This is a genomic window from Neorhizobium sp. T7_12 (assembly GCF_002968535.1).
Classification (GTDB): domain Bacteria; phylum Pseudomonadota; class Alphaproteobacteria; order Rhizobiales; family Rhizobiaceae; genus Neorhizobium; species Neorhizobium tomejilense.
In genome coordinates this window covers 171,763-191,252 of sequence record NZ_PVBK01000009.1, presented here as the reverse complement: position 1 = coordinate 191,252, position 19,490 = coordinate 171,763, and the positions used below count along the sequence as shown (strand labels likewise).

Annotated in this window: 20 protein-coding genes; 1 reads left to right on the top strand and 19 read right to left on the bottom strand. The window is 61.9% G+C overall.

The window, feature by feature from the left end; all coding sequences use genetic code 11:
* Positions 1-7: 7 nt before the first annotated feature.
* The 8 genes from C5J26_RS19840 to C5J26_RS19805 form a co-directional block, all read right to left on the bottom strand.
* Positions 8-955, bottom strand: coding sequence for a 2-hydroxyacid dehydrogenase (locus tag C5J26_RS19840; RefSeq protein WP_105403333.1), 948 nt, complete (start codon positions 953-955; stop codon positions 8-10).
* A 58-nt stretch (positions 956-1,013) separates the two neighbouring features.
* Complete coding sequence (locus tag C5J26_RS19835) at positions 1,014-1,781, bottom strand: SDR family oxidoreductase (protein ID WP_105403332.1); 768 nt, start codon at positions 1,779-1,781, stop codon at positions 1,014-1,016.
* A 57-nt stretch (positions 1,782-1,838) separates the two neighbouring features.
* Positions 1,839-2,513, bottom strand: a complete 675-nt coding sequence (locus C5J26_RS19830) for a 4-carboxy-4-hydroxy-2-oxoadipate aldolase/oxaloacetate decarboxylase (protein ID WP_105403331.1) — start codon at positions 2,511-2,513, stop codon at positions 1,839-1,841.
* A gap of 94 nt (positions 2,514-2,607) precedes the next feature.
* The gene (locus C5J26_RS19825) at positions 2,608-3,444 is read right to left on the bottom strand and encodes an ABC transporter substrate-binding protein (protein WP_105403330.1); all 837 of its coding nucleotides are present in this window, start codon (positions 3,442-3,444) and stop codon (positions 2,608-2,610) included.
* Positions 3,445-3,475: 31 nt separating this feature from the next.
* The gene (locus C5J26_RS19820) at positions 3,476-4,243 is read right to left on the bottom strand and encodes an amino acid ABC transporter ATP-binding protein (protein ID WP_105403329.1); all 768 of its coding nucleotides are present in this window, start codon (positions 4,241-4,243) and stop codon (positions 3,476-3,478) included.
* Positions 4,240-4,998: an amino acid ABC transporter permease gene (locus tag C5J26_RS19815; RefSeq protein ID WP_105403328.1), complete on the bottom strand. Its 759-nt coding sequence runs from the start codon at positions 4,996-4,998 to the stop codon at positions 4,240-4,242. Before C5J26_RS19815 ends, C5J26_RS19820 begins: the two co-directional genes overlap by 4 nt.
* On the bottom strand, positions 4,995-5,702 hold the full coding sequence (locus C5J26_RS19810; RefSeq protein ID WP_105403327.1) for an amino acid ABC transporter permease: 708 nt from the start codon (positions 5,700-5,702) through the stop codon (positions 4,995-4,997). Before C5J26_RS19810 ends, C5J26_RS19815 begins: the two co-directional genes overlap by 4 nt.
* A complete protein-coding gene (locus C5J26_RS19805; protein WP_105403326.1) occupies positions 5,699-6,481 on the bottom strand; it encodes an SDR family oxidoreductase in 783 nt (260 codons plus the stop codon). Before C5J26_RS19805 ends, C5J26_RS19810 begins: the two co-directional genes overlap by 4 nt.
* Before the next feature lie 214 nt (positions 6,482-6,695).
* On the opposite strand from C5J26_RS19805, the gene nac reads away from it, so the two are divergent.
* A complete protein-coding gene (gene nac, locus C5J26_RS19800) occupies positions 6,696-7,601 on the top strand; it encodes a nitrogen assimilation transcriptional regulator NAC (RefSeq protein WP_046666147.1) in 906 nt (301 codons plus the stop codon).
* A gap of 46 nt (positions 7,602-7,647) precedes the next feature.
* Here nac and C5J26_RS19795 read toward each other — a convergent pair whose 3' ends face one another.
* The 11 genes from C5J26_RS19795 to C5J26_RS19745 form a co-directional block, all read right to left on the bottom strand.
* Positions 7,648-8,859, bottom strand: coding sequence for a pyridoxal phosphate-dependent aminotransferase (locus tag C5J26_RS19795; protein ID WP_172745938.1), 1,212 nt, complete (start codon positions 8,857-8,859; stop codon positions 7,648-7,650).
* Positions 8,860-8,911: 52 nt separating this feature from the next.
* The gene (locus C5J26_RS19790; RefSeq protein WP_105403325.1) at positions 8,912-9,679 is read right to left on the bottom strand and encodes a 5-oxoprolinase subunit PxpA; all 768 of its coding nucleotides are present in this window, start codon (positions 9,677-9,679) and stop codon (positions 8,912-8,914) included.
* Positions 9,680-9,706: 27 nt separating this feature from the next.
* Positions 9,707-10,702, bottom strand: a complete 996-nt coding sequence (locus tag C5J26_RS19785) for a biotin-dependent carboxyltransferase family protein (protein WP_105403324.1) — start codon at positions 10,700-10,702, stop codon at positions 9,707-9,709.
* Positions 10,699-11,406 (bottom strand): 5-oxoprolinase subunit PxpB, encoded by a 708-nt coding sequence (pxpB, locus tag C5J26_RS19780; RefSeq protein WP_105403323.1) that lies wholly within the window; start codon positions 11,404-11,406, stop codon positions 10,699-10,701. Before pxpB ends, C5J26_RS19785 begins: the two co-directional genes overlap by 4 nt.
* Complete coding sequence (locus C5J26_RS19775; protein ID WP_105403322.1) at positions 11,403-11,831, bottom strand: acetyl-CoA carboxylase; 429 nt, start codon at positions 11,829-11,831, stop codon at positions 11,403-11,405. The genes pxpB and C5J26_RS19775 overlap by 4 nt, the downstream gene beginning before the upstream one ends.
* On the bottom strand, positions 11,828-13,207 hold the full coding sequence (gene accC / locus C5J26_RS19770; RefSeq protein ID WP_105403321.1) for an acetyl-CoA carboxylase biotin carboxylase subunit: 1,380 nt from the start codon (positions 13,205-13,207) through the stop codon (positions 11,828-11,830). Before accC ends, C5J26_RS19775 begins: the two co-directional genes overlap by 4 nt.
* Positions 13,207-13,656 (bottom strand): acetyl-CoA carboxylase biotin carboxyl carrier protein subunit, encoded by a 450-nt coding sequence (locus tag C5J26_RS19765; protein WP_105403320.1) that lies wholly within the window; start codon positions 13,654-13,656, stop codon positions 13,207-13,209. The genes accC and C5J26_RS19765 overlap by 1 nt, the downstream gene beginning before the upstream one ends.
* Before the next feature lie 200 nt (positions 13,657-13,856).
* Positions 13,857-15,113, bottom strand: a complete 1,257-nt coding sequence (locus C5J26_RS19760; protein WP_105403319.1) for an FAD-binding oxidoreductase — start codon at positions 15,111-15,113, stop codon at positions 13,857-13,859.
* Between the two features lie 34 nt (positions 15,114-15,147).
* Positions 15,148-16,647: a tripartite tricarboxylate transporter permease gene (locus tag C5J26_RS19755; RefSeq protein ID WP_105403318.1), complete on the bottom strand. Its 1,500-nt coding sequence runs from the start codon at positions 16,645-16,647 to the stop codon at positions 15,148-15,150.
* Positions 16,648-16,657: 10 nt separating this feature from the next.
* The gene (locus tag C5J26_RS19750; RefSeq protein WP_105403381.1) at positions 16,658-17,116 is read right to left on the bottom strand and encodes a tripartite tricarboxylate transporter TctB family protein; all 459 of its coding nucleotides are present in this window, start codon (positions 17,114-17,116) and stop codon (positions 16,658-16,660) included.
* Positions 17,113-19,488: a molybdopterin-dependent oxidoreductase gene (locus C5J26_RS19745; protein WP_105403380.1), complete on the bottom strand. Its 2,376-nt coding sequence runs from the start codon at positions 19,486-19,488 to the stop codon at positions 17,113-17,115. Before C5J26_RS19745 ends, C5J26_RS19750 begins: the two co-directional genes overlap by 4 nt.
* Positions 19,489-19,490 lie beyond the last annotated feature (2 nt).

Sequence of the window (19,490 nt, the reverse complement as noted above, 5' to 3'; positions counted from 1 at the left end):
CATATCCTCAGATAACGGGGGTGGGCAGGGCGACGCCTGCAAAATGGGCGGCGAGATTGTCGCGCACCAGCTTGCCCATCGCCTTGCGGGTCTCGATCGTGCCGGACGCGTGATGCGGTTGCACCAGCACGTTGCCGAGTTCGAGGAAACGCGGATCGAGCTTCGGCTCGCTCTCGAACACGTCGAGTGCCGCAGATCCGAGCGCTCCGCTTTCGAGTGCGGCGAGCAGCGCTTCCTCGTCGATATTGGAAGCGCGCGAGATGTTGATCAGCATGCCTTCCGGGCCGAGCGCCGCAATCACATGCCTCGAAACGATATGGCGCGTGACGGTCGAGGCCGCCAGCGTCACGAACAGGAAATCAGAATGCCGGGCAAGTTCGACCGGATCGGCTATGAAGGTCATGCCATCCGCATAGGTTTTTTCCGACACATCGCTGTAGGCGATGTCCATATCGAAGCCCTTGAGTCGCTTGGCGACCTCGAAGCCGATACGGCCGAGGCCGAGCACGCCCGCTCTTCTCCCCCAGACGCGGCGCTTCAGCGGATAGAGGCCCTTCTCCACCCAGCTGCCATCCTTCACCCAGCGCTCGGCGCCGATCATGCCGCGCGATTGGACGAGCATCATCGCGACGCCAAGGTCGGCCACGTCGTTGGTCAGGACATCGGGCGTATTGGTGACGCTAATGCCCCGCGCCCGGCAGGCGTCGAGATTGACTGCGTCATAACCGACACCATAGACCGAGACGATCTCCAGCTTCGGCAGCCTGGCGATCAGTTCGGCAGAGGCGCCGAGCTCACCCCGCGTGGCGATGGCGCGAATGTCGTCCGCATGATCCTGAACGAATGCATCGCGATCTTCAGCCTCGTAGAGCTTGCGCACGTTGTACAGTGCTTCCAGCTCGACGAGATCCCATTCGGGGTAAGGCCCGACGAGCAGGATGTCCGGCTTGGCCATCGAATTCCTCCATTGTGATGTAGATGATGGGTTGTCGCTACCCGTGTGGCGGGCTTCCCTAGAGGCAGGTTGTGATGCCGCCGTCGACATAGAGCGTGTGCCCGTTCACAAAGGAGGAAGCCTTGCCGGCGAGAAACACCGCTGCCCCGACGAGCTCTTCGACATCGCCCCAGCGGGCTGCCGGTGTGCGTTTCTCAAGCCAGGACGAGAATTCCGGGTTATCGACCAGCGCCTGGTTCAAGGGTGTCTTGAAGTAGCCGGGTGCAATCGCGTTGATTTGCAGGCCGTGCTTTGCCCAGTCCGCGCACATGCCGCGTGTCAGGTTCTTCACCGCGCCTTTGGTGGCCGTGTATGGAGCGATTCCCGGGCGTGCCAGCTCGCTCTGCACCGAGGCGATGTTGATGATCTTCCCCTGCCCTCGGCCGATCATGTGGCGCGCCACTGCCTGGCCAACGTAGAAGACACTGGAGACGTTGGTCTTCATGAGCTGCTCCCAGCGATCGGCCGGAAACTCCTCCAGCGGACTGCGGAACTGCATCCCGGCATTGTTGATCAGGATGTCGATTGCCCCGATCCCGCGCTCGATCGCCTCGACACCGCGTCTGACGGCATCGGGATCGGTAACGTCGAAGTCGGCAGCCCTCGCCTCATAACCTTCATTCTCCAGGCTATCGGCGGCGACCTGAAGCTTCACAGGGTCGCGGCCGTTCAGCACGACCGAAGCCCCATGCTGCGCAAGCCCCCGCGCAATCGCCAGCCCAATGCCCTGCGACGAACCTGTCACCAACGCACGCCGGCCAGCCAGATCAAATAATGGGAAGGTCATTCAAACCTCTTTCCGAAAAAGAAAGCCCGGCGCTTCGCGTGACAATCGCGGCCGGGCTCAGATATCGACGATCAGGCCCTTGGCCTTCAGCACCGGCTCCAGCTTGCTGACCTCGATCACCGACTTGCCCTGCTTGTAGGCAGCTATATAGCCGGCTTCGGCATCCTCGCGGGCCTGCGAAAGCACGGCGGCCTCCTGTGCTTCAGCGCGGCGGACAACGACCAGTCCGTCGGCATCGCCAACGATGATGTCGCCCGGATTGATCGTCTCGCCACCGACGATGATCGTGTCGTTCACCGCCGCAATGGTTTCCTTGACGGTACCCTTGATGCAGACGCTCAGGGAAAAGACCGGAAAGCCGAGGTCCCTCAGCTGCAGCGTGTCGCGCACGCCCGTATCGGTCACCAGGCCGCCGATGCCCTTTGCCAGGCAGGCATTGGCAAGTACGTCGCCGAACGAGCCTGCCTCTTCGTATTCGCCGGCGGACACGACGATGATGTCGCCCGGCTTGGCATAGTTGATCGCGAGCTGAAGCATGATGTTGTCACGCGGCGCGCATTTGACCGTGAAGGCCGGACCGCACAGCTTCATCCGGTAATCCACCGGCTTCAGGCGTGAGGAGAGTGCTCCGCGGCGTCCTTGCGCTTCGTGGATGGTCGCCGGCGAAAATTTGGAAAGTGCCTCGATGTCGGCTTTGCTCGGCCGTTCGGCGATGTCTTTAATGTGGATCATGGAAACCTCCCACGGTTAGGCCGACGGCGGGCACGTCCCGCCGCCTGCAGTCTTCGATGATTTGCAATTGGATGGAGTACCCGGACCAAAGGCCTCAGGGGATCGGGTCGAACTTCAGTTCGGAGAGCGGCACGACCTTGTCGTTACGCGTCATCTTGTATTCGGTATTCGGGCCAAGCCACTTGTCCCAAATCTTGTTGAGATCGCCCGACGTGTCGAGCTTGCGGAGCACCTCATTGATCTTCGTCGTCAGTGCCGGATTGTCTTTTGCCATACCAATGCCGATGGGCTGGAACAGCATCGGATCCTCGATCATCCGCATTTCCTTGCCCTTGGTCTTGGATTCGTTGACGAACTTTGTCGTCGTCATCGTGTTCGCCACCATGCCACGCGCCTTGCCCTGCTGGACGGCAAGATAGGCGGACGCGGTATCCTGGAAGGTCAGCGGGTCGGACTTGTTGAGCTTGATCGACATTTCGGAAGTCGAGCCCTTGGTCGAGGCAATGCGCTGGCCTTCGTAATCGACCTTTTTCTTGCCGGGATCATCAGCCGGAACGATCAGCATTTCCTTGGCAAGGTAGTAGGGATCGCTGAACTGGATCTGCTCTGCGCGGCTCAGCGTATAGGCCAGATTGGCAACCGTGATGTCGACGCGTCCGAGCTTGACTTCCGGCACGCGAGCTTCGACCGAGACCGGCTTGATTTCGGCCTTGACGCCCAGTTCCTTGGCGATCGCATTGCAGAGATCGACGTCGAAGCCGGCCATCTCGCGGGTCTTCGGGTCGGGTGCCGCGAAAGGCACCACGTCGGCAAACGTTGCGCAGCGAAGCGTCTTGGCCGACATGATCGTGTCGAGTTGATCCGCCTTTGCCGGCAAGGCCGCCGAGGCACCTGCCAGCACGGCGGTAAGAGTTGCGTATTTCCAGTTCATTGCTGTTCTCCTTTGTTATTGGTGGTGAGTGTCAATGGCGCAGATCGGCGAGGAACCGCTGAGCACGGGGATGGCGGGGGGTCTTGAAAAACTCGTCGGGCGGGGCCTTTTCGAGAATCTGTCCCGCATCGATGAACCAGATGCGGTCGGCGACATCGCGGGCGAAGCCCATTTCATGTGTGACGCAGATCATGGTCATGCCCTCCGATGCCAGGCTCTTCATGACCGCCAGCACCTCGCCGACCATTTCCGGATCGAGCGCGCTGGTCGGCTCGTCGAACAGCATGACCGGCGGCTCCATGGCGAGTGCGCGCGCTATCGCCACCCGTTGTTGCTGCCCACCCGACAGCTGGCCGGGATAAGCCCGCGCCTTGTCGGCGAGCCCAACGCGATCGAGAAGCTTCAGCGCCTTCTCATGGGCGACATTCGCCGCCACGCCCTTCACGCGGATCGGCGACATCGCCACATTTTCGACCACGGAGAGGTGCGGGAACAGGTTGAAGTTCTGGAACACGAAACCGATCCGGCTGCGCAGCAGGTTGAGCTCCCTCGTCCGCATTGCCGCATGAATGTTCTGACCATCCAGGGTGATCGATCCGCTGTTGATCTCCTCAAGACGGTTGATCGTACGGATCAGGGTGGATTTCCCCGAACCGGAAGGTCCGCAGATCACCACGACCTCGCCTCGGGCAACTTCGGCGTCAATGTTCTTGAGGACCGGATAATCGCCATAACTCTTACAGACGTCCGAAAGGTGGATTGTCTGCAACTGCTGGGTCCACGCGGCTGAGGTGCTCATAGCTGCTCCGATATGATTTTGGCCGGCACGAGGGCCACCGGCGCTGCGCCGCCGGACAGACCCGCGCGGCGGCGCGTGATGCGGCGCTCGACGATGTTGGCGACATGCGTCAGGCTCCAGCAGATCGCGTAGTAGACGACCGCGAGGATGAGGAAGACCTGGAAGGGCTGCGTCAGAAGCTGGTTGTTGACCTGGCTGGCCGCAAAAGTGAGGTCCGGGACATTGATGACATATCCGAGCGTCGTGTCCTTTATCGTCGAGACGAAGGTCGAGATGATGCTCGGGATCATGTTGTAGAGCGCCTGCGGAAGAATGATGAAGCGCATCGCTCCGAGAGAGCTGTGCCCGAGGGCACGGGCGGCATCCATCTGGCCGCTGCCGAGCGCGACAATGCCGGCGCGTACGACCTCGCTCAGGAAGGCGCCCTGGTAAACGACGAGCGTGGTCAGCATCGTCACGAAGCTCGGAACGTCTGCGCCTGTCCAGAGCGGCACGAGGAAGTAACTCCAGAGGATAAGCATCAGGAGCGGCACACCGCGGGTTATATAGACGAGTGCGGTGACCGGCCACCGCAGCAGTCGCCATTTCGAAAGGCGCGCGAGTGCCAGCAGGATGGCGACCGGGAAGGCGAGCATGATGCTGAGCGCCGACAGGATCAGCGTGTTTGCAAGCCCGCCGAGCGGGCCGTTCGGATATTGACCGATCAGCAGCAGAAGCCAGTAGTCCTGGATGATGGCGATGACATCGTTGATCATGCGCGCGCACTCCGGGCCGGATCGGCGCGCATCGAGAGATAGGCGCCGGCGCCCATGATCAGGAGCGAGAAGAACAGGTAAAGAACCGTACCGACCAGGTAGATTTCGAAGGTGCGGAAGCTCAGGTTTTCGACTTCCTTCACGGCATGCGTCAGTTCGGACGCACCGATAACGATGGCGAGACTGCTGTTCTTGAACAGGGAAACACTGTGGTTGATGAGCGGCGGAAGCGCATTGCGCACACCCTGGGGCATGACTACGAAGCGCATCGCCGAGACATAGCTGTGCCCGAGAGCCTTGGCGGCTTCCATCTGGCCCGGGCTTACGGAGCGAAGGCCGGACCGCAGGTCCTCGCTGAAATAAGCTGCCTGGCACAGGCCGAGGCCGATGACGGCGAAGATCGTTTCGGCATTGTGGGCCGCGAGCCAGGACGTCAGGCCTGGCGGGAACAGCGTGAATATGCCGAAATACCACAGCATCAGCTGCACGAGGGTCGGCACGTTGCGATGGTAGGAGACATAGGCGGCCACGGCCCTGTCGCCAAAGCGGAGCGGCGAAAACCGGATGCACAGAAGCAGCAGCGCGAGGGTCATGGCCAGCAGCCACGACCCGATATAGATGATAAAGGTCATCTCGATGCCGTGCAAGAGCATCGCGGTATATTCAGGGTTCCTCAGGACGGCCCAGAGATCGAATCCGTTCACCGCCCCGGCTCCCTGGAACTGTCCGGACCTGCGGGAGCCGGCTGCGGCCGGGCTGTCTGCAGGCCGCCCATGACCTGCAAAGTCGGCGTGATTTCCATGTGGCCGATATTGACGGCCACCGGCGCGCCGATCGCGAATGCTATCGCTTCGGCGATATCGGCTGCCTGGGGCAGCTCGAACCCATCGATGAACCGTTCGCGAATACTGGGATCGTCGCCGTGCACGTGATTGAAAATGTCGGTCGCGACCCGCCCGGGGCAGATTTCCGTCACCCGCACGCGCTTACCGAAAGCATCGATGCGCAGCTGGTTCGACAGCATGGCGACGCCGGCTTTCACTGCGTGATAGATGGAGTTGCCGCCGAAATTGTAGTTGCCGGCGATCGAGGAGATGTTGATGACATGGCCCCGATCGCGGGCGACCATTCCCGGCACGATCAAACGGCAAATGTGCAGGACGGCACGGAGATTGACATCAACAAGAAGGTCGATATCGCTCTCGTCCGCTTCCAGGAATTTCTTCGGCCGGTCGACGCCGGCATTGTTGACGAGGATATCGAACTCGACGCGGCCGGTGAGTTCGACGAGTGCCGGACGGTCGGTGACATCAATCACATGAGCGATGCAGCCCGTGCGTTTGGCCAGATCCTGCAGAGCATCGCCGCTGCGGGCGATCGCGTGGACCTCGATATTCTCACGCCGAAGCCGCTCCACCACAGCGGCGCCGATACCGGAGGAGGCGCCGGTAACCAGTGCGGTCTTGTAATCGGAGAATGGCATTCGGATCCCCTTGTTGTTGCCGCCGACAGTAGCGAACCTTTAATCTCTTGCCTAAGACCGATTATTTGTGGAGCAATAAGCAACGGCTATGGAGGCTCGGCCCCGGAATGTCGGCAGGTGACCATCACCGGGCGGGATCGCAATCGGCGGCGTTGCAAAAGAAGATCGCGTCTGCAAACATACGTCTGCTCAAGACAAAAAGACAAAGATCCGAATGGACATCAGACGCCTCAAATCCTTCATCGTGATCGTCGACAGCGGCAGCATCACGCGCGCCGCCGACCTGCTGCATATCGCGCAGCCCGCGCTCAGCCAGCAGCTGGCGGCGCTGGAGGAGCATTTCGGTCAGAAGCTGCTGATCCGCAGCCAGCAGGGCGTCAGCATGACCGATGCGGGGCATGCAGTGTACCGCCATGCGCAGATCATTCTTCGCCAGATGGAACAGGCGCAGGCGGACGCTTCCGCGGCCGGCAACTCACTTGCCGGGCGCGTTTCCGTGGGGCTCGTGCCGTTCAGCAGCGCCGCCACGCTGTCCGTCGATCTGTTGGCCGAGACGCGCAGGCGCCATCCCGGCATCCTGCTCCATCTCACGGAAAGCGTCGGCCAGACCTACAGTCAGATGATCATGAACGGTCGTCTGGAAATGGCGCTGATCCACGGGGCCGGGCCGATCAAGGGCGTACGGTTCGAGCCGATTCTCAGCGAGGAGTTCTATCTCGTCGCCCACCGCGATTTTGCGATCGAAGCGGACAGCAAGCCCATTCCGGTTACCGCTCTCGACGGCTTGCCGCTTCTGATGCCGCCCGCTTACAACTTCGTTCGCCGTGCGGTCGATACCGCGTTCACGCGCAGCCGGATTAACCTGAAAGTCGTGGCGGAGGTTGAAATCGTCAGGACATTGGCGCGCGCCGTGGGCAGCGGTCTGGGAGCGACCATCATGCCGAAAGCCATCGCCGACCGTATCGTGACGGAATCGGGCGAGCCGCTGATCTGTCGGCTCGTTTCCCCGCGGATCGAGGAAACCCTGTCACTCTGCATTGCCGAACAGAACTCGCTGTCCGAGCCGGCATTGGCGGTCAAAAATATCCTTCTCGAGCTGACCGCGCGGCTGAGAGCATAAGGCGAGTTCCGGCACGACGCAGCCACGCCGAATCATCGAAGACGCGTCAACGCATGTCCCTGCAGAACTGGGCGATCCGCGCGCATCCCTCGTCCAGCATTTCCATGCTCGTTGCGTAAGAAATGCGGAAATGGGGGCTCATGCCGTAAGCTGCGCCTTGCACCGTCGCCACATGATGTTCGTCCACGAGAGCCATGACGAAATCGATGTCGGTCTCGATCTTCCGCCCGCCCTTGCTGGTCTTGCCGATCAAGCCGGACATGTTGGGATAGAGGTAGAACGCGCCCTCGGGCTTGTGGCAACGCAATCCCTCCACCTCTGACAAGCGGTCGAGGACGAAATCGCGCCTCTCGCGATAGATCGCAGCCCGCTCCTTCAGGAGATCCTGAGGCCCGTCCAGCGCCGCGATGGCCGCCGCCTGCGTCACCGTGCTGATGCCACCGCCGTTCTGCCCGTTGACATTGCTGATCGCACCAATGAGCTCCTTGGAGCCGCTGGCGCAGAAGCCGAGCCGCCAGCCGGTCATGGCGTAAGCCTTTGACACGCCGTTCATGGTCAGGACACGATCATAGAGCCGGGGTTCCGCGTCCACGATGGTGCAGAATTCGAAACCGTCATAGACCAGATGTTCATAGATATCGTCAGTCAGGATCCACACGCCCGGATGGCGCAGCATGACCTGCGCGATCGCCGCCATTTCGGCGCGGGAGCAGGCCGCACCGGTCGGATTGTTGGGAAAATTCAGGACCAGCCATTTGGTGCGTGGCGTGATCGCGGCTTCCAGATCCTCCGGACGCAGCTTGAAGCCGGCCTGCTCGAAACAGGGCACCGCCACCGGAACGCCACCGGCAAACTTGACGATATCGGCATAGCTGACCCACGAGGGCGTTGGAATGACAACTTCGTCGCCGGGATTGCAGGTGGCGAGCATCGTGTTGAAGATCACCTGCTTGCCGCCGGCTGAAACGACGATCTGACTGGCATCATAATCCAGATTGTTGTCCCGCTTAAACTTCCTGCTGATCGCCGCCTTGAGCGCCGGTGTGCCGTCCATCGGCGGATATTTCGTATCACCGCCAAGCGCCGCGGCATGGGCCGCCTCGATGGCATGCAGCGGCGTCGGGAAATCCGGTTCCCCGGAAGAGAGGCTGACAACCTTGATACCCTTTGCGGCCAGTTCCCGGGCGCGTTGGGTCATGGCAGCGGAGGCGGATATGGAGACGTTTTTCAGGCGATCGGCTGTAGAAGACATCGGCATTAACTTTCGACGAAGATTGGGACGGGAGACGGCCGACCAGGCAGCCGGTGGGTCAAAGCGCGAGTTCGGCAGCCGGCGCGAGCATCGCGCCGGAGGCTTCGATCTCGCTTCGGACGATATGCGCAAGTTCAAGGGAACCCGGCGTGTCGCTGTGCACGAGGATCGACCGCGCCGGCATCGCTATGACGCCTCCCTCGATGGTTTCGACGGTTCCGTCGAGAAGAAAGCGGCGCACCCTTGCCCGCACCGAAGCCTCATCCTTGATCACGGCGCCCGGTAGGCCGCGGACAACAAGCCTGCCTTCGGCATCATAGGCCCGGTCGGCCAGGAAAAGCGCCAGCGTCTTCAGCCGCGCCCGTTTGGCCGCCTGCTCTATTTCGCTGTCCGGCGTCACGAACACGACAAGACCCGGCGCCACCGTCGCAATGGCATCCATCATCAGATCGGCGAGCACCGGGTCGCGGTTGACCATATTGCCCATGGCGGCGTGAAAGCTGATATGCCCGACGGTGACACGCTCGCTCGCGGCGATCGCCATCAGCGCACCGAGCTGGTAGAGCATCTGCTGGCGCAACTCATCCGCCTGGAAGGGCATTTCGCGCCGTCCAAAGCCGAGCCGGTCGGGCAGGCCCGGATGTGCGCCGATGCCGACCCCGTTCGCCTTGGCAAGCCGCACCATGCGCGCCATCGTATCCGGATCGCCACCGTGGAAACCGCAGGCGATATTGGCCGACGACACGACCTTCATCATCGCTTCGTCGTCGCATAGCCGATAAGGGCCGAACCCTTCGCCCATGTCGGAATTCAGATCGATTTTCATCGGCAACTCCCTTTGACCGATCGTATTTCAGGCCATCGCCTTCAAGGCGCGTTTGACCATCTCAGATGTGGTCCGGACGTCTTCGACATAACGCGCGACCGCCTGCTCCACCGCGCGCGCCTCCGCGTGCGTGGACCGCACGAACCGCAAGCGGCTGCCTATGCGGGCCTGGCCAAGCCGCCACAGGTCGCATTCGATCACGCCGGCGATCTTCGGATAGCCACCCGCCGTGTTCGCATCGCTCATCTGGACTATGGGCTCCCCACCGGGCGGGACCTGGATCACACCGGGCACGATCCCATGGGAACGCATCTCAACCGACGCCGTCGGCTTGATGGGCTCGCCCGACAGACGATAGCCCGTACGGTCGCTACGGGAAGAAATCTTCCAGGTCTGGCTCCAGAAGGCGTCGCCGTCATTGGGAAACAGGGCATGCTCGCCACCGGGCAATGCACGGACCGGCAGCGCGCCGTCAACGAGATCCGGAAAGACGTCCCGGAGCGCCACGGCGGGCTCGATGACGGCCAGGCCGTTCGCCGGAACCGGGGCAAAATTGGCGCAGTCACCGAGCGCGATCCGGTCACCTTTTACCAAAGGCCGACCAGCATTGCCGCCGAAGCTGCCGCGCAGGGATGTGCTGCGCGATCCCATCACCGATGGAACATCCAAGCCCCCGCCGATGGAAACATAGGCGCGCGCAAGTGTCGGAGGATGCTTCAGCTCGAGCACCTGTCCGGCCTCGGCGGTATAGGCGCACCAGGGAAGCAATTCCAATCTGTCCAGTATCGGATCGCCATCGGCGCCCGTGACCGCAAAGACGGTCCGCCGGTCGAAACGCAGGCTGAACGGAAAGGTCTGCACCTCTATCCCAGCCGCACCCTCGTCGTTCCCGACAAGGATATTGCCGATCCTCACGGCAAGCGGATCCATCGCGCCGCTGGCGGAAACGCCGATGTCGCGATACCCCGGTCGCCCCAGATCCTGAACCGTATTGAACGGGCCGGTTTCCACAATTTCGATCATAGCTCGATCCTAGCCGGCACGAACCGCACCGTATCGCCCGGCGCCATCATCGCCGGCTTGGGCGACGTCGGATCGAACATCTGCAATTCTGCGAAACCAATGGAATTCCAGCCGTTCGGGCCGGTGAGCATCGCAACGCCGGTCTGCATGCCGCCGATGGTCACGCAGCCCTTCGCCATCTTCAGCGACGGCACGGTCTTTCGCGGCATGTAGATGCGCGGATCGAGGCCGTGCAGGTAACCGAAGCCTGGAGCGCTGCCCAGGGCAAAAACACGATAGGTCGCTTCGTGATGAATACGGACGATCTCACGGTCGCTGAGCCGGGCAAGATCGCAAAGCGCGGGCAGGTCCGCCGCATGCTCCCCGCCGTAGTGAACAGGGATTTCGATCGTCTTTCCGTCCAGATCGATGCTGCGGGCATTGTCCCATGCCTTCAGCAGCCGCGCCACGACGGCCTCGGGATCCTGCGGCGCCTCCTGGAATATCGTCAGAAGGTTGGTCATTCCCGGAACGATTTCGGCGATATCCGGCCAGCCTCGGACCGCCTGGGAGAGCGCCCAAATCCGGCGCTGTGCGGCGAGATCGAATTCTCCCGGCGCCTCCAGCAGGAAGGACCTCGCGCCGATCGACGAAACCCGAGCCCGGCCGTGAGTGGCGGGCAGGATTTCGCGCAGCGGTGCATGGCTGTTGATTGTGGCAATCATGATTGAGGCTCGATCTCGAACAGGGGATCGCCGAAGCCGACCAGCGCATCGGGTTCGGCAAGCTGCTTGGTCAGAGTACCTGCGCGGCCGGCACAAAGTGGAAGCAGGACAGGGCCAACGCGAAGGAAGCCGAGGAGGTCTGTCGCGAGAACCGATCGCGGCATACGATCGGTGGCTGCCTGCCGCGATGGGCTGCCTGGGTAAAAATGGCCGGCCATCGGCGCCTTGACGACCACCAGCGGCTGAGCCGTCGGGGCTGGCCGAGGGGTCACGGACACATCGACCCCGGCTTCATTCCCCGTGGCAATGACGATGCGCAACCGTCCGCCGGGCCAGGAGATTTCCAGGCCACTTGCCCCGGCTGCCGTCAGCGCCTCGGTGAGAAACGCGATCGTCGCGGGATCGCTGAAATCGATCGCGCTCATGGCGCTCTCCGTTGTTTCAGCCATTGCTCGAGATAGTGGATATCCGTCTCGCCGCGCGCAAACGCGCTGTCCTCGATGAGCGCACGCAGGAAGGGAATATTCGTGGAAATTCCGTCCACCCGCGTTCCGGCAAGCGCCTCGCGCATCCTTGCCATTGCCTCCGCCCGCGTCGGCGCATGAACGATCAGCTTGGCGATCAGCGAGTCGTAATAGGGTGGCACCTTGTACCCCGCATGGATGTGGGTATCGACCCGGATGCCCATCCCTTCGGGAAGGGCGAGACTGGTGATGACGCCGGCTGACGGCAGGAACGTATCGGGATTCTCGGCATTGATGCGGCATTCGAAAGCATGGCCCTCGCATTTCACGTCAGCCTGGGCCAGTTCGAGCGGATCGCCCTGAGCCACTTTGATCTGCGCCTGCACGATGTCGACCCCGCTTGTCATTTCGGTGACCGGATGTTCGACCTGAAGCCGGGTATTCATCTCGATGAAATAGAAAGCGCCATCCTCGTAGAGGAATTCGAAGGTTCCGACGCCCTGGTAGCCGATCTGGCGGCAGGCCTCGACACAGGCTCTCCCGACGGGCCGGATCACATCCGGCGATATCCCCGGTGCCGGAGCCTCTTCCACGACCTTTTGATGGCGGCGCTGCATCGAGCAATCCCGGTGCCCGAGCCAGACTGCATTGCCATGGGTGTCGCAAAGGACCTGGATTTCGATATGGCGCGGATGCTGGAGGAATTTTTCCATGTAGAGCGACGGCGAGCCGAAAGCCTGCCGCGCCTCCTCCCGGGTGAGCGCGACCGCCTCTTGCAGCAGACCGGCCTCTGGCACGACACGCATGCCCCGCCCGCCGCCGCCGCCGGCAGCCTTGATGATGACGGGATAGCCGATCTCCAGGGCCAGGCGCTCGACGGCGGCCGGATCGTCGGAAAGCGCCGTATCCGGTCCCGGGACACAAGGAACTCCGGCTGCGATCATTGCCCTCTTTGCCGAGATCTTGTCGCCCATCGCCTCGATTGACGACGCGCTCGGACCGATGAACCCCAGTCCGGCTTTTTCGACGGCATCGGCGAATGCGGCATTTTCCGAGAGAAAACCATAACCGGGATGGATGGCGCCGGCGCCCGTCAAGCGCGCCGCCAGAAGAAGAGCATCCTTGTTGAGGTAGCTTTTTGCCGCGCTCGAAGGGCCGATGCACAAGGCGCTATCGGCGGTCTTGCCATAGGGCGCCTGCCGATCCGCTTCGGAATAGACGACGACCGTCTTGAGACCCAGTTCCCGGCAGGCTTTCTGGATCCTGGTCGCGATCTCTCCGCGATTGGCAATCAGAACCGTATCGAAACGCGGGGGACTGTCGAATGTCTGCGGCATCACGCGATCTCCGCGAGCAGATCACCCGTCTCGACTTCGCCGCCGTCGATTTCGGTCAGGTTGACAATGCGCCCGGACCGCGGCGCGGCGATCTTGTTGAAGACCTTCATCGCTTCGATGATGAAGAGAGTCTGCCCCTCCGTCACCTCGTCTCCCGGCTTGACGAACGGCCCCTCGCCCGGTGCCGAACTGCGATGCAGCACGCCGGAGACCGGCGCTTTTACGGGAATGGCCGACGTCCGGCCGATAGCCGGCAGCTCATCAGGTCCCAAGGTGATCGACGCACCCGTAACCGACTGTTGCCCCCGCGCCGAATCGGCGGAGGCCTCTCCCGCCATTGGCTGCGACCGGAAGATCCGGACCGTCAGGTCCTTCTCGGTCACGGTGAGTTCGGTGATGCTCGATCGGCCGACAAAGTCGATCAGGGTCTTGATCTTCGAGAGGTCCATATTCGCGCTCGGTATTTCGAATGCCGCCGCGCGATTTCGGAGATCAAGTCGCGTGATACGGTAACGTTGCGTAACACGATCGCGCCGCCGATGGGGTCAGACGAACTTTTGATGGACCGGCTCAGTTCCGGCATCCGTGCGGACGATCGGGCATCCCGTCGAATTTCGGCCGTTGCTCATGGCGCGTCAGCCGTTGCAGATCAGCGAAAACGGGCGGCAGACAACGCCGATAGATCGACGGCACATTCGCGCCCGGCGATCAGGCCTGCAACAAGCGCGCCGCTAACCGGTCCGGCTGCAAGGCCGACATGACCGTGGCCAAACGCATGAACGATATCTTCGGAAGACCGCGAAAAACCGATCACCGGAAGGCCGTCCGCAGTCGAGGGACGATGCCCCATCCAACGTTCGATACTCCTGTCCTCGGATATATCCGACAGTGCCGGATAGGTTCCTTTCGCGTGTTTCAACAGGATGTCGGCGCGGGTCCAGTTCGGTCTTTCCTCGACACTTGCCAGCTCGACCTGTCCGGCAATGCGAAGTCCGGCAAGCGTCGGATTGTTGCCCATCCTGCCGTCGCTCGGCATGATCGGCATCTCCCCCTTGCCCAGATGATAGGGGATGACCACGTGGTAACCGCGCTCGCTCTGCATCGGGATTGTGTCACCGGCGAGCGCCGCAAGTTTTTTCGAATGTATTCCGGCAGCGATGACGGCCTTGTCGCACGCCACGATGCCCGCTTCTGTCCGGACGCTCGAAAGCCGGTTGCCGGTAAGAATGAAACCGGTCGCCCTTGCATTGATGCGCTGGGCGCCAAGGTCCACCGCATGATCCACCATCGCTGCGACATAGCCTCCCGGATCCACGCAATGACCGCCATCCTCGACGAAGGCAGCAAAGGAGTAGCGGGATGAAAGATTGGGCTCGAGTTCGTGCAGTTCGGCTGAGGATAGCTCTCGATAGAAAACGCCGTTGTCGCGTCGCAGGCGCCACGCAAAAGCCTCGGCCTCGAAAGCCGCGCGATCCTGGTACACGTAGAGCAGGCCCTTGCGGTGGATTAGGTCCGGCCGTCCGATTTTTCCCGCCAGTGCCGCATGCCGGGATGGCGCATCATTCAGGAGGCTCGCCAGAATTCTCGCGGTCCGTTCGACCTTGGATCCAGTCGAGCCGGCCAGCATGAACCGCAGCAACCAGGGTGCGAGGCGTACCAGATGCCGCCAGCGGATGGTCAGCGGCCCGGAGGGATCGGAAAGATAGCCGGGCACCTTCCTCCAGAGGCCGGGCATCGACATCGGGATGATCGAGGCGGGGCTCAGCCAGCCGCTGTTACCATAACTCGCCGCGTGGCGACCACCGGGCTGTTCCGGTTCGACGATGGTGACCTCGTGCCCGTCGTTCAACAGTTCGAGTGCCGTCGATGCACCGACGATACCCGCTCCGATGACCACTACATGCATGGCGTTTCACTCTGCGTGACTGGAATAAGCCGGTTCATTCCTGAAATGCCTCTTCGCGGACGGCCTTGATCTTCGGCAGGGCGACCAGGGCGATGGCGAGCACAGCAAGGACAAGCAGACCTGCCGAAATCGGACGATCGACAAAAACGCTGGGATTACCGCGTGCGAGGAACATGGCTCTACGGAAATTTTCTTCCATCATCGGCCCGAGAATGAGGCCCATCACCAGCGGTGCCGCGTCGCAATCGAGCTTGGCGAAGACGTAGCCGGCGACGCCGAAGGCGCCGAGTAGCCAAATATCGAAGACCGAGTTGCCGAGCGAGAACGCGCCGATCGAGCAGAACACCACGATAGCCGGAAAGAGATAGTGGAAAGGCATCGTCAGCAAGCGCGTCCAGACGCCGATCAGCGGCAGGTTCAGGACCAGCAGCATGACATTGCCAACCCACATCGACACGATGACGCCCCAGAACACGTCCGGATGTTCGGAAATCAGCGTCGGGCCCGGTGCGATACCCTGCATGATCAGGGCGCCGAACATCAAGGCCATGACGGCATTGGCTGGCAGGCCGAGCGTGAGCAGCGGGACGAACGAGGTCTGTGCACCGGCATTGTTGGCGCTCTCGGGCGCTGCTACGCCTTCGATCGCACCACCGCCGAAACCTTCGGGCGGGTTGGCAACGCGTTTCTCGACGGCATAGGCAGCAAAAGCGGCGAGAAGCGCGCCGCCGCCCGGCAGAAGTCCCAGCACCGAACCTATCCCCGTGCCGCGAAGGATCGGCGCAACCATCCGGCGCCAGTCTTCCCGCGATGGGATCATCGAGAAGAACGGTGCGTTGATGGCCGTGCGGCTTTCCGGGGTTTCCAGATCCTTGATCAACTCGCCGATGCCGAATAATCCCATCGCTACGACGACGAAATTGATACCGCTCGACATTTCTTCAAAACCGAGCGTGAAACGCGGCACGGCAGTTTGCACGTCCTGGCCGACAAGGCCGACCAGAATGCCGACGAAGACCATGGCAAGTGCCTTCGGCAGCGATCCGCGCGAAAGCACGACAGAGGCGACAAGCCCGAGGATCATCAACGAGAAGCATTCCGCCGGGCCAAACAGCAATCCGATTTCGGCAAGCGAAGACGCAAACAATGCCAGCAACAGCGTGGCGACGGTGCCGGCAAAAAAGGAGCCGATCGCCGCTGTCGACAGTGCCACGCCCGCACGTCCGTTGCGGGCCATCTTGTAACCGTCGATCGCCGTAACCACGGACGATGCTTCGCCGGGCAGATTGAGAAGGATGGCCGTCGTCGAACCCCCATATTGCGCACCGTAATAGATGCCCGCCATCATGATCAGCGATGTCACCGGTTCAAGTCCGATGGTGAAAGGCAGGAGGACGGCCATGGTCGCGGCGGGCCCGAGGCCTGGCAGGACGCCGACAAGGGTCCCGAGTAGCGTGCCAATCAGGCACCAGAACAGGTTCGTCGGCAGGATTGCCTGGTCAAAGCCGAGCAGCAGGGCGTTCAGCGTCTCCATGTGATCTTCCTTAAAACCCGAACCAGGGGCCGATAATGGCAATCGGCATGCCGAGCCCCTTGATGAAGGCAAGGCTGCAGGCTGCACCGAGCCCGAGCCCGTACAACGCTGATTTCGCCGGCTGCAAAGGACGTGAGGCAAACGAGGCGATGAAGCAGCAACAGAAGATCGCCGGCAGCAATCCGCCGCCGCGAACGACCAGTCCAAACACCACGATCGCTGCAATGATGAACGTGACCTTCGAGGAATGAAGGCTCGGTTGCTCTTTGCCGGTGTCATGTTTCTCGGCCGTAAAGGCGACGACAAGGCCCATGGCGATCAGGCCCGAGGCTACCAGGCCCGGAAATGCACCGGGGCCGATTTTGCGCCAGGTACCATAGGAGAGATCGAGGCTGCCCAACAAGAAAGCCGCGCCGATCAATACGAACAGGAGCCCTGCAATCAATTGCGGATTGACACGTGAGGTCACGGGCATTCCTTTCCGTTGGACGCTTTCGATCGCGGATCGGGAACCAGATCAGGCGGGCGATAGGCCCGCACCTCTGGCGGCGTGCCGACGAAGCGGGAAATCTCGACAAGGCATGAGTTCGGGCTTGGCCCCTGTGCGAGACGGGAAGTTCCATGGTCCGGCGTCAGTACGTTCGGATTGCCGTTCAGTTCCAGCGAACCCGGCTTCGAGGGGTCCGCCGGATCGAACCAGGCGCCCGTCGCCAACTGCACGACGCCGGGCATGACGGCGTCGGTAATGGCTACGACCGCCAGGCACGCACCGCGGGCGTTGGAAATGGTCGCCACCTCGCCTTGCGCCAGCCCGCGAGCCGAAGCGTCGTCGGGATGAATGCGCACCGGCTGACGGCCGCCGCTTTTGGTCCGGCGCGACGGTGCTGCATGGTCCCACTGGCTGTGTAGCTTGTCATGCGGCTGGCAGGACAGGAGATGCAGTGGATAGATGGCCGCCAGTTTGCCCCCCAGCCATTCGGCCGGTTCCACCCATGCCGGATGGCCGGGGCAATCGGCATAGTCGAAGCCGGCAATGAGCTCCGAGGAGAGCTCGATCAGACCGGACGGCGTGCGCAGCGGATGGGCAACCGGGTCCGCGCGAAACGCAGAAAGGAAAGGCCTGTCCGCGTTTTGGCTTTCCACCTCGATCAGTCCCGTATTCAGGAACGTGGGAAAGTCCGGCAGGGAAATGTCGCGCAACGCAGCGTTCGCCTGCGCGTCGGCATAAAGCTTCTCCAGCCATTCGGGTTCGCTCAATCCGCCCGTGAACGCCGCTTCAGTCCCCAGCTTTTTGGCAATGCGACGCAGGATCTCGTGATCCGACAATACGTCCGCAGGTGGTGCTGCCGCGTGTGTCGAATATCCGAGAAAACTCTCGCGGCCGCTGGCAACCAGATCGTCGCGTTCGAGAAATGTCGCGGCCGGCAACACGATGTCGGCATGCCGGGCATTGGCATTCCACCAGTGCTCGTGGACAATGATCGTTTCCGGCTTCTGCCAAGCTTCGACCAGCCGATGAAGATCCTGATGATGGTGAAAAGGATTGCCACCAGCCCAATAGATCAGCCTCATGTCCGGATAGATCCGTTTTTTGCCGTTGTAGTCGTATTCCGCTCCCGGCGAAAGCAGCATGTCGGCAATCCGCGCAACCGGAATGTAGTCGGAGATGGCATTCTGCCCCTGCGGCAGCGACGGCCATTTCACGGCCGGCGCCGGCTGGCCGATGCCCGAAATGGATGCATAACCGAAACCAAATCCTCCGCCGGGCAGACCGATGCGACCCAGCAGCGATGCCACCGCGATTGCCGCCCAATAGGCCTGTTCGCCATGGTCGGCGCGTTGCAGCGCCCATGCCATCATGATGAAGGTTTTTTTCGAGGCCATGGTTCGGGCAAGGGTGAGGATATCCTGCGCTTCAAGGCCGGTAATGCCGGCTGCCCAGGCGACATCCTTGACGACGCCGTCCACTTTTCCGAACAGATAATCCCGCAATGTCTCGAAGCCGACGGTGTAACGTTCGACGAAAGCCGCGTCGTGACGATCCTCCTGGATCAGCACGTGGGCGATGGCCAGCAGCAGGGCGGCGTCGGTACCGGGTCTCAGAGCCATCCATTGGGCATCGAGTTCGCTTGCGGCATCATCCCGGACGGGTCCGATGTTGACGAAATGGGCGCCTGCGTGTTTGCAGTCGAGTAGATACCGTCGGGTTTCATGGCGGGAAACGCCGCCGGCATTGACCTGAGCGTTTCGAAGCGGCGTGCCACCGAACATCACGATCAGGTCCGCATGGCCGACGATCTGGCTCCATGGGCTGTGGCCGGAGATCAGCCCATCGGTGGAACCGATGACGTGCGGCAGGATGACCTCGCCAGCGGCATAGCTGTAGGTCTGGACGGAACGAACCGAACCGCCATTCATGTTGAAAAAGCGCTTCAGCTGGCTTTGCGCATGATGAAACCGTCCGGCGCTCGACCAGCCGTAGGAACCGGAAAAAATCGCGCCGTTGCCATGCTCGTCCCTGACGCGGCGAATTTCGCCGGCAACCAGCTCGATTGCCTCCTCCCAGGAAACCTCGACAAATGCCTCGGCTCCCCGCCGGCCGGCACGATTGCCCGGTCCATTTTCCAGGAAGGATCGCCGGACTGCTGGCTTGAGAATGCGGCACGGCGCAAGCCTGTCGGCTGGAAGTTCGCCACCGAATTGCACCGGGTCGGGGTCGCCCGCCATCGGACGAATGGCGCCCTGCAAGCCATCATGCGTGTAGAACCCCCAATGGGTTCCGACATGGCGCTGGCCTGCCGAAGGCTCCGAATGCTGCGTCGTTTTCGGAGCCTTCGTCATCT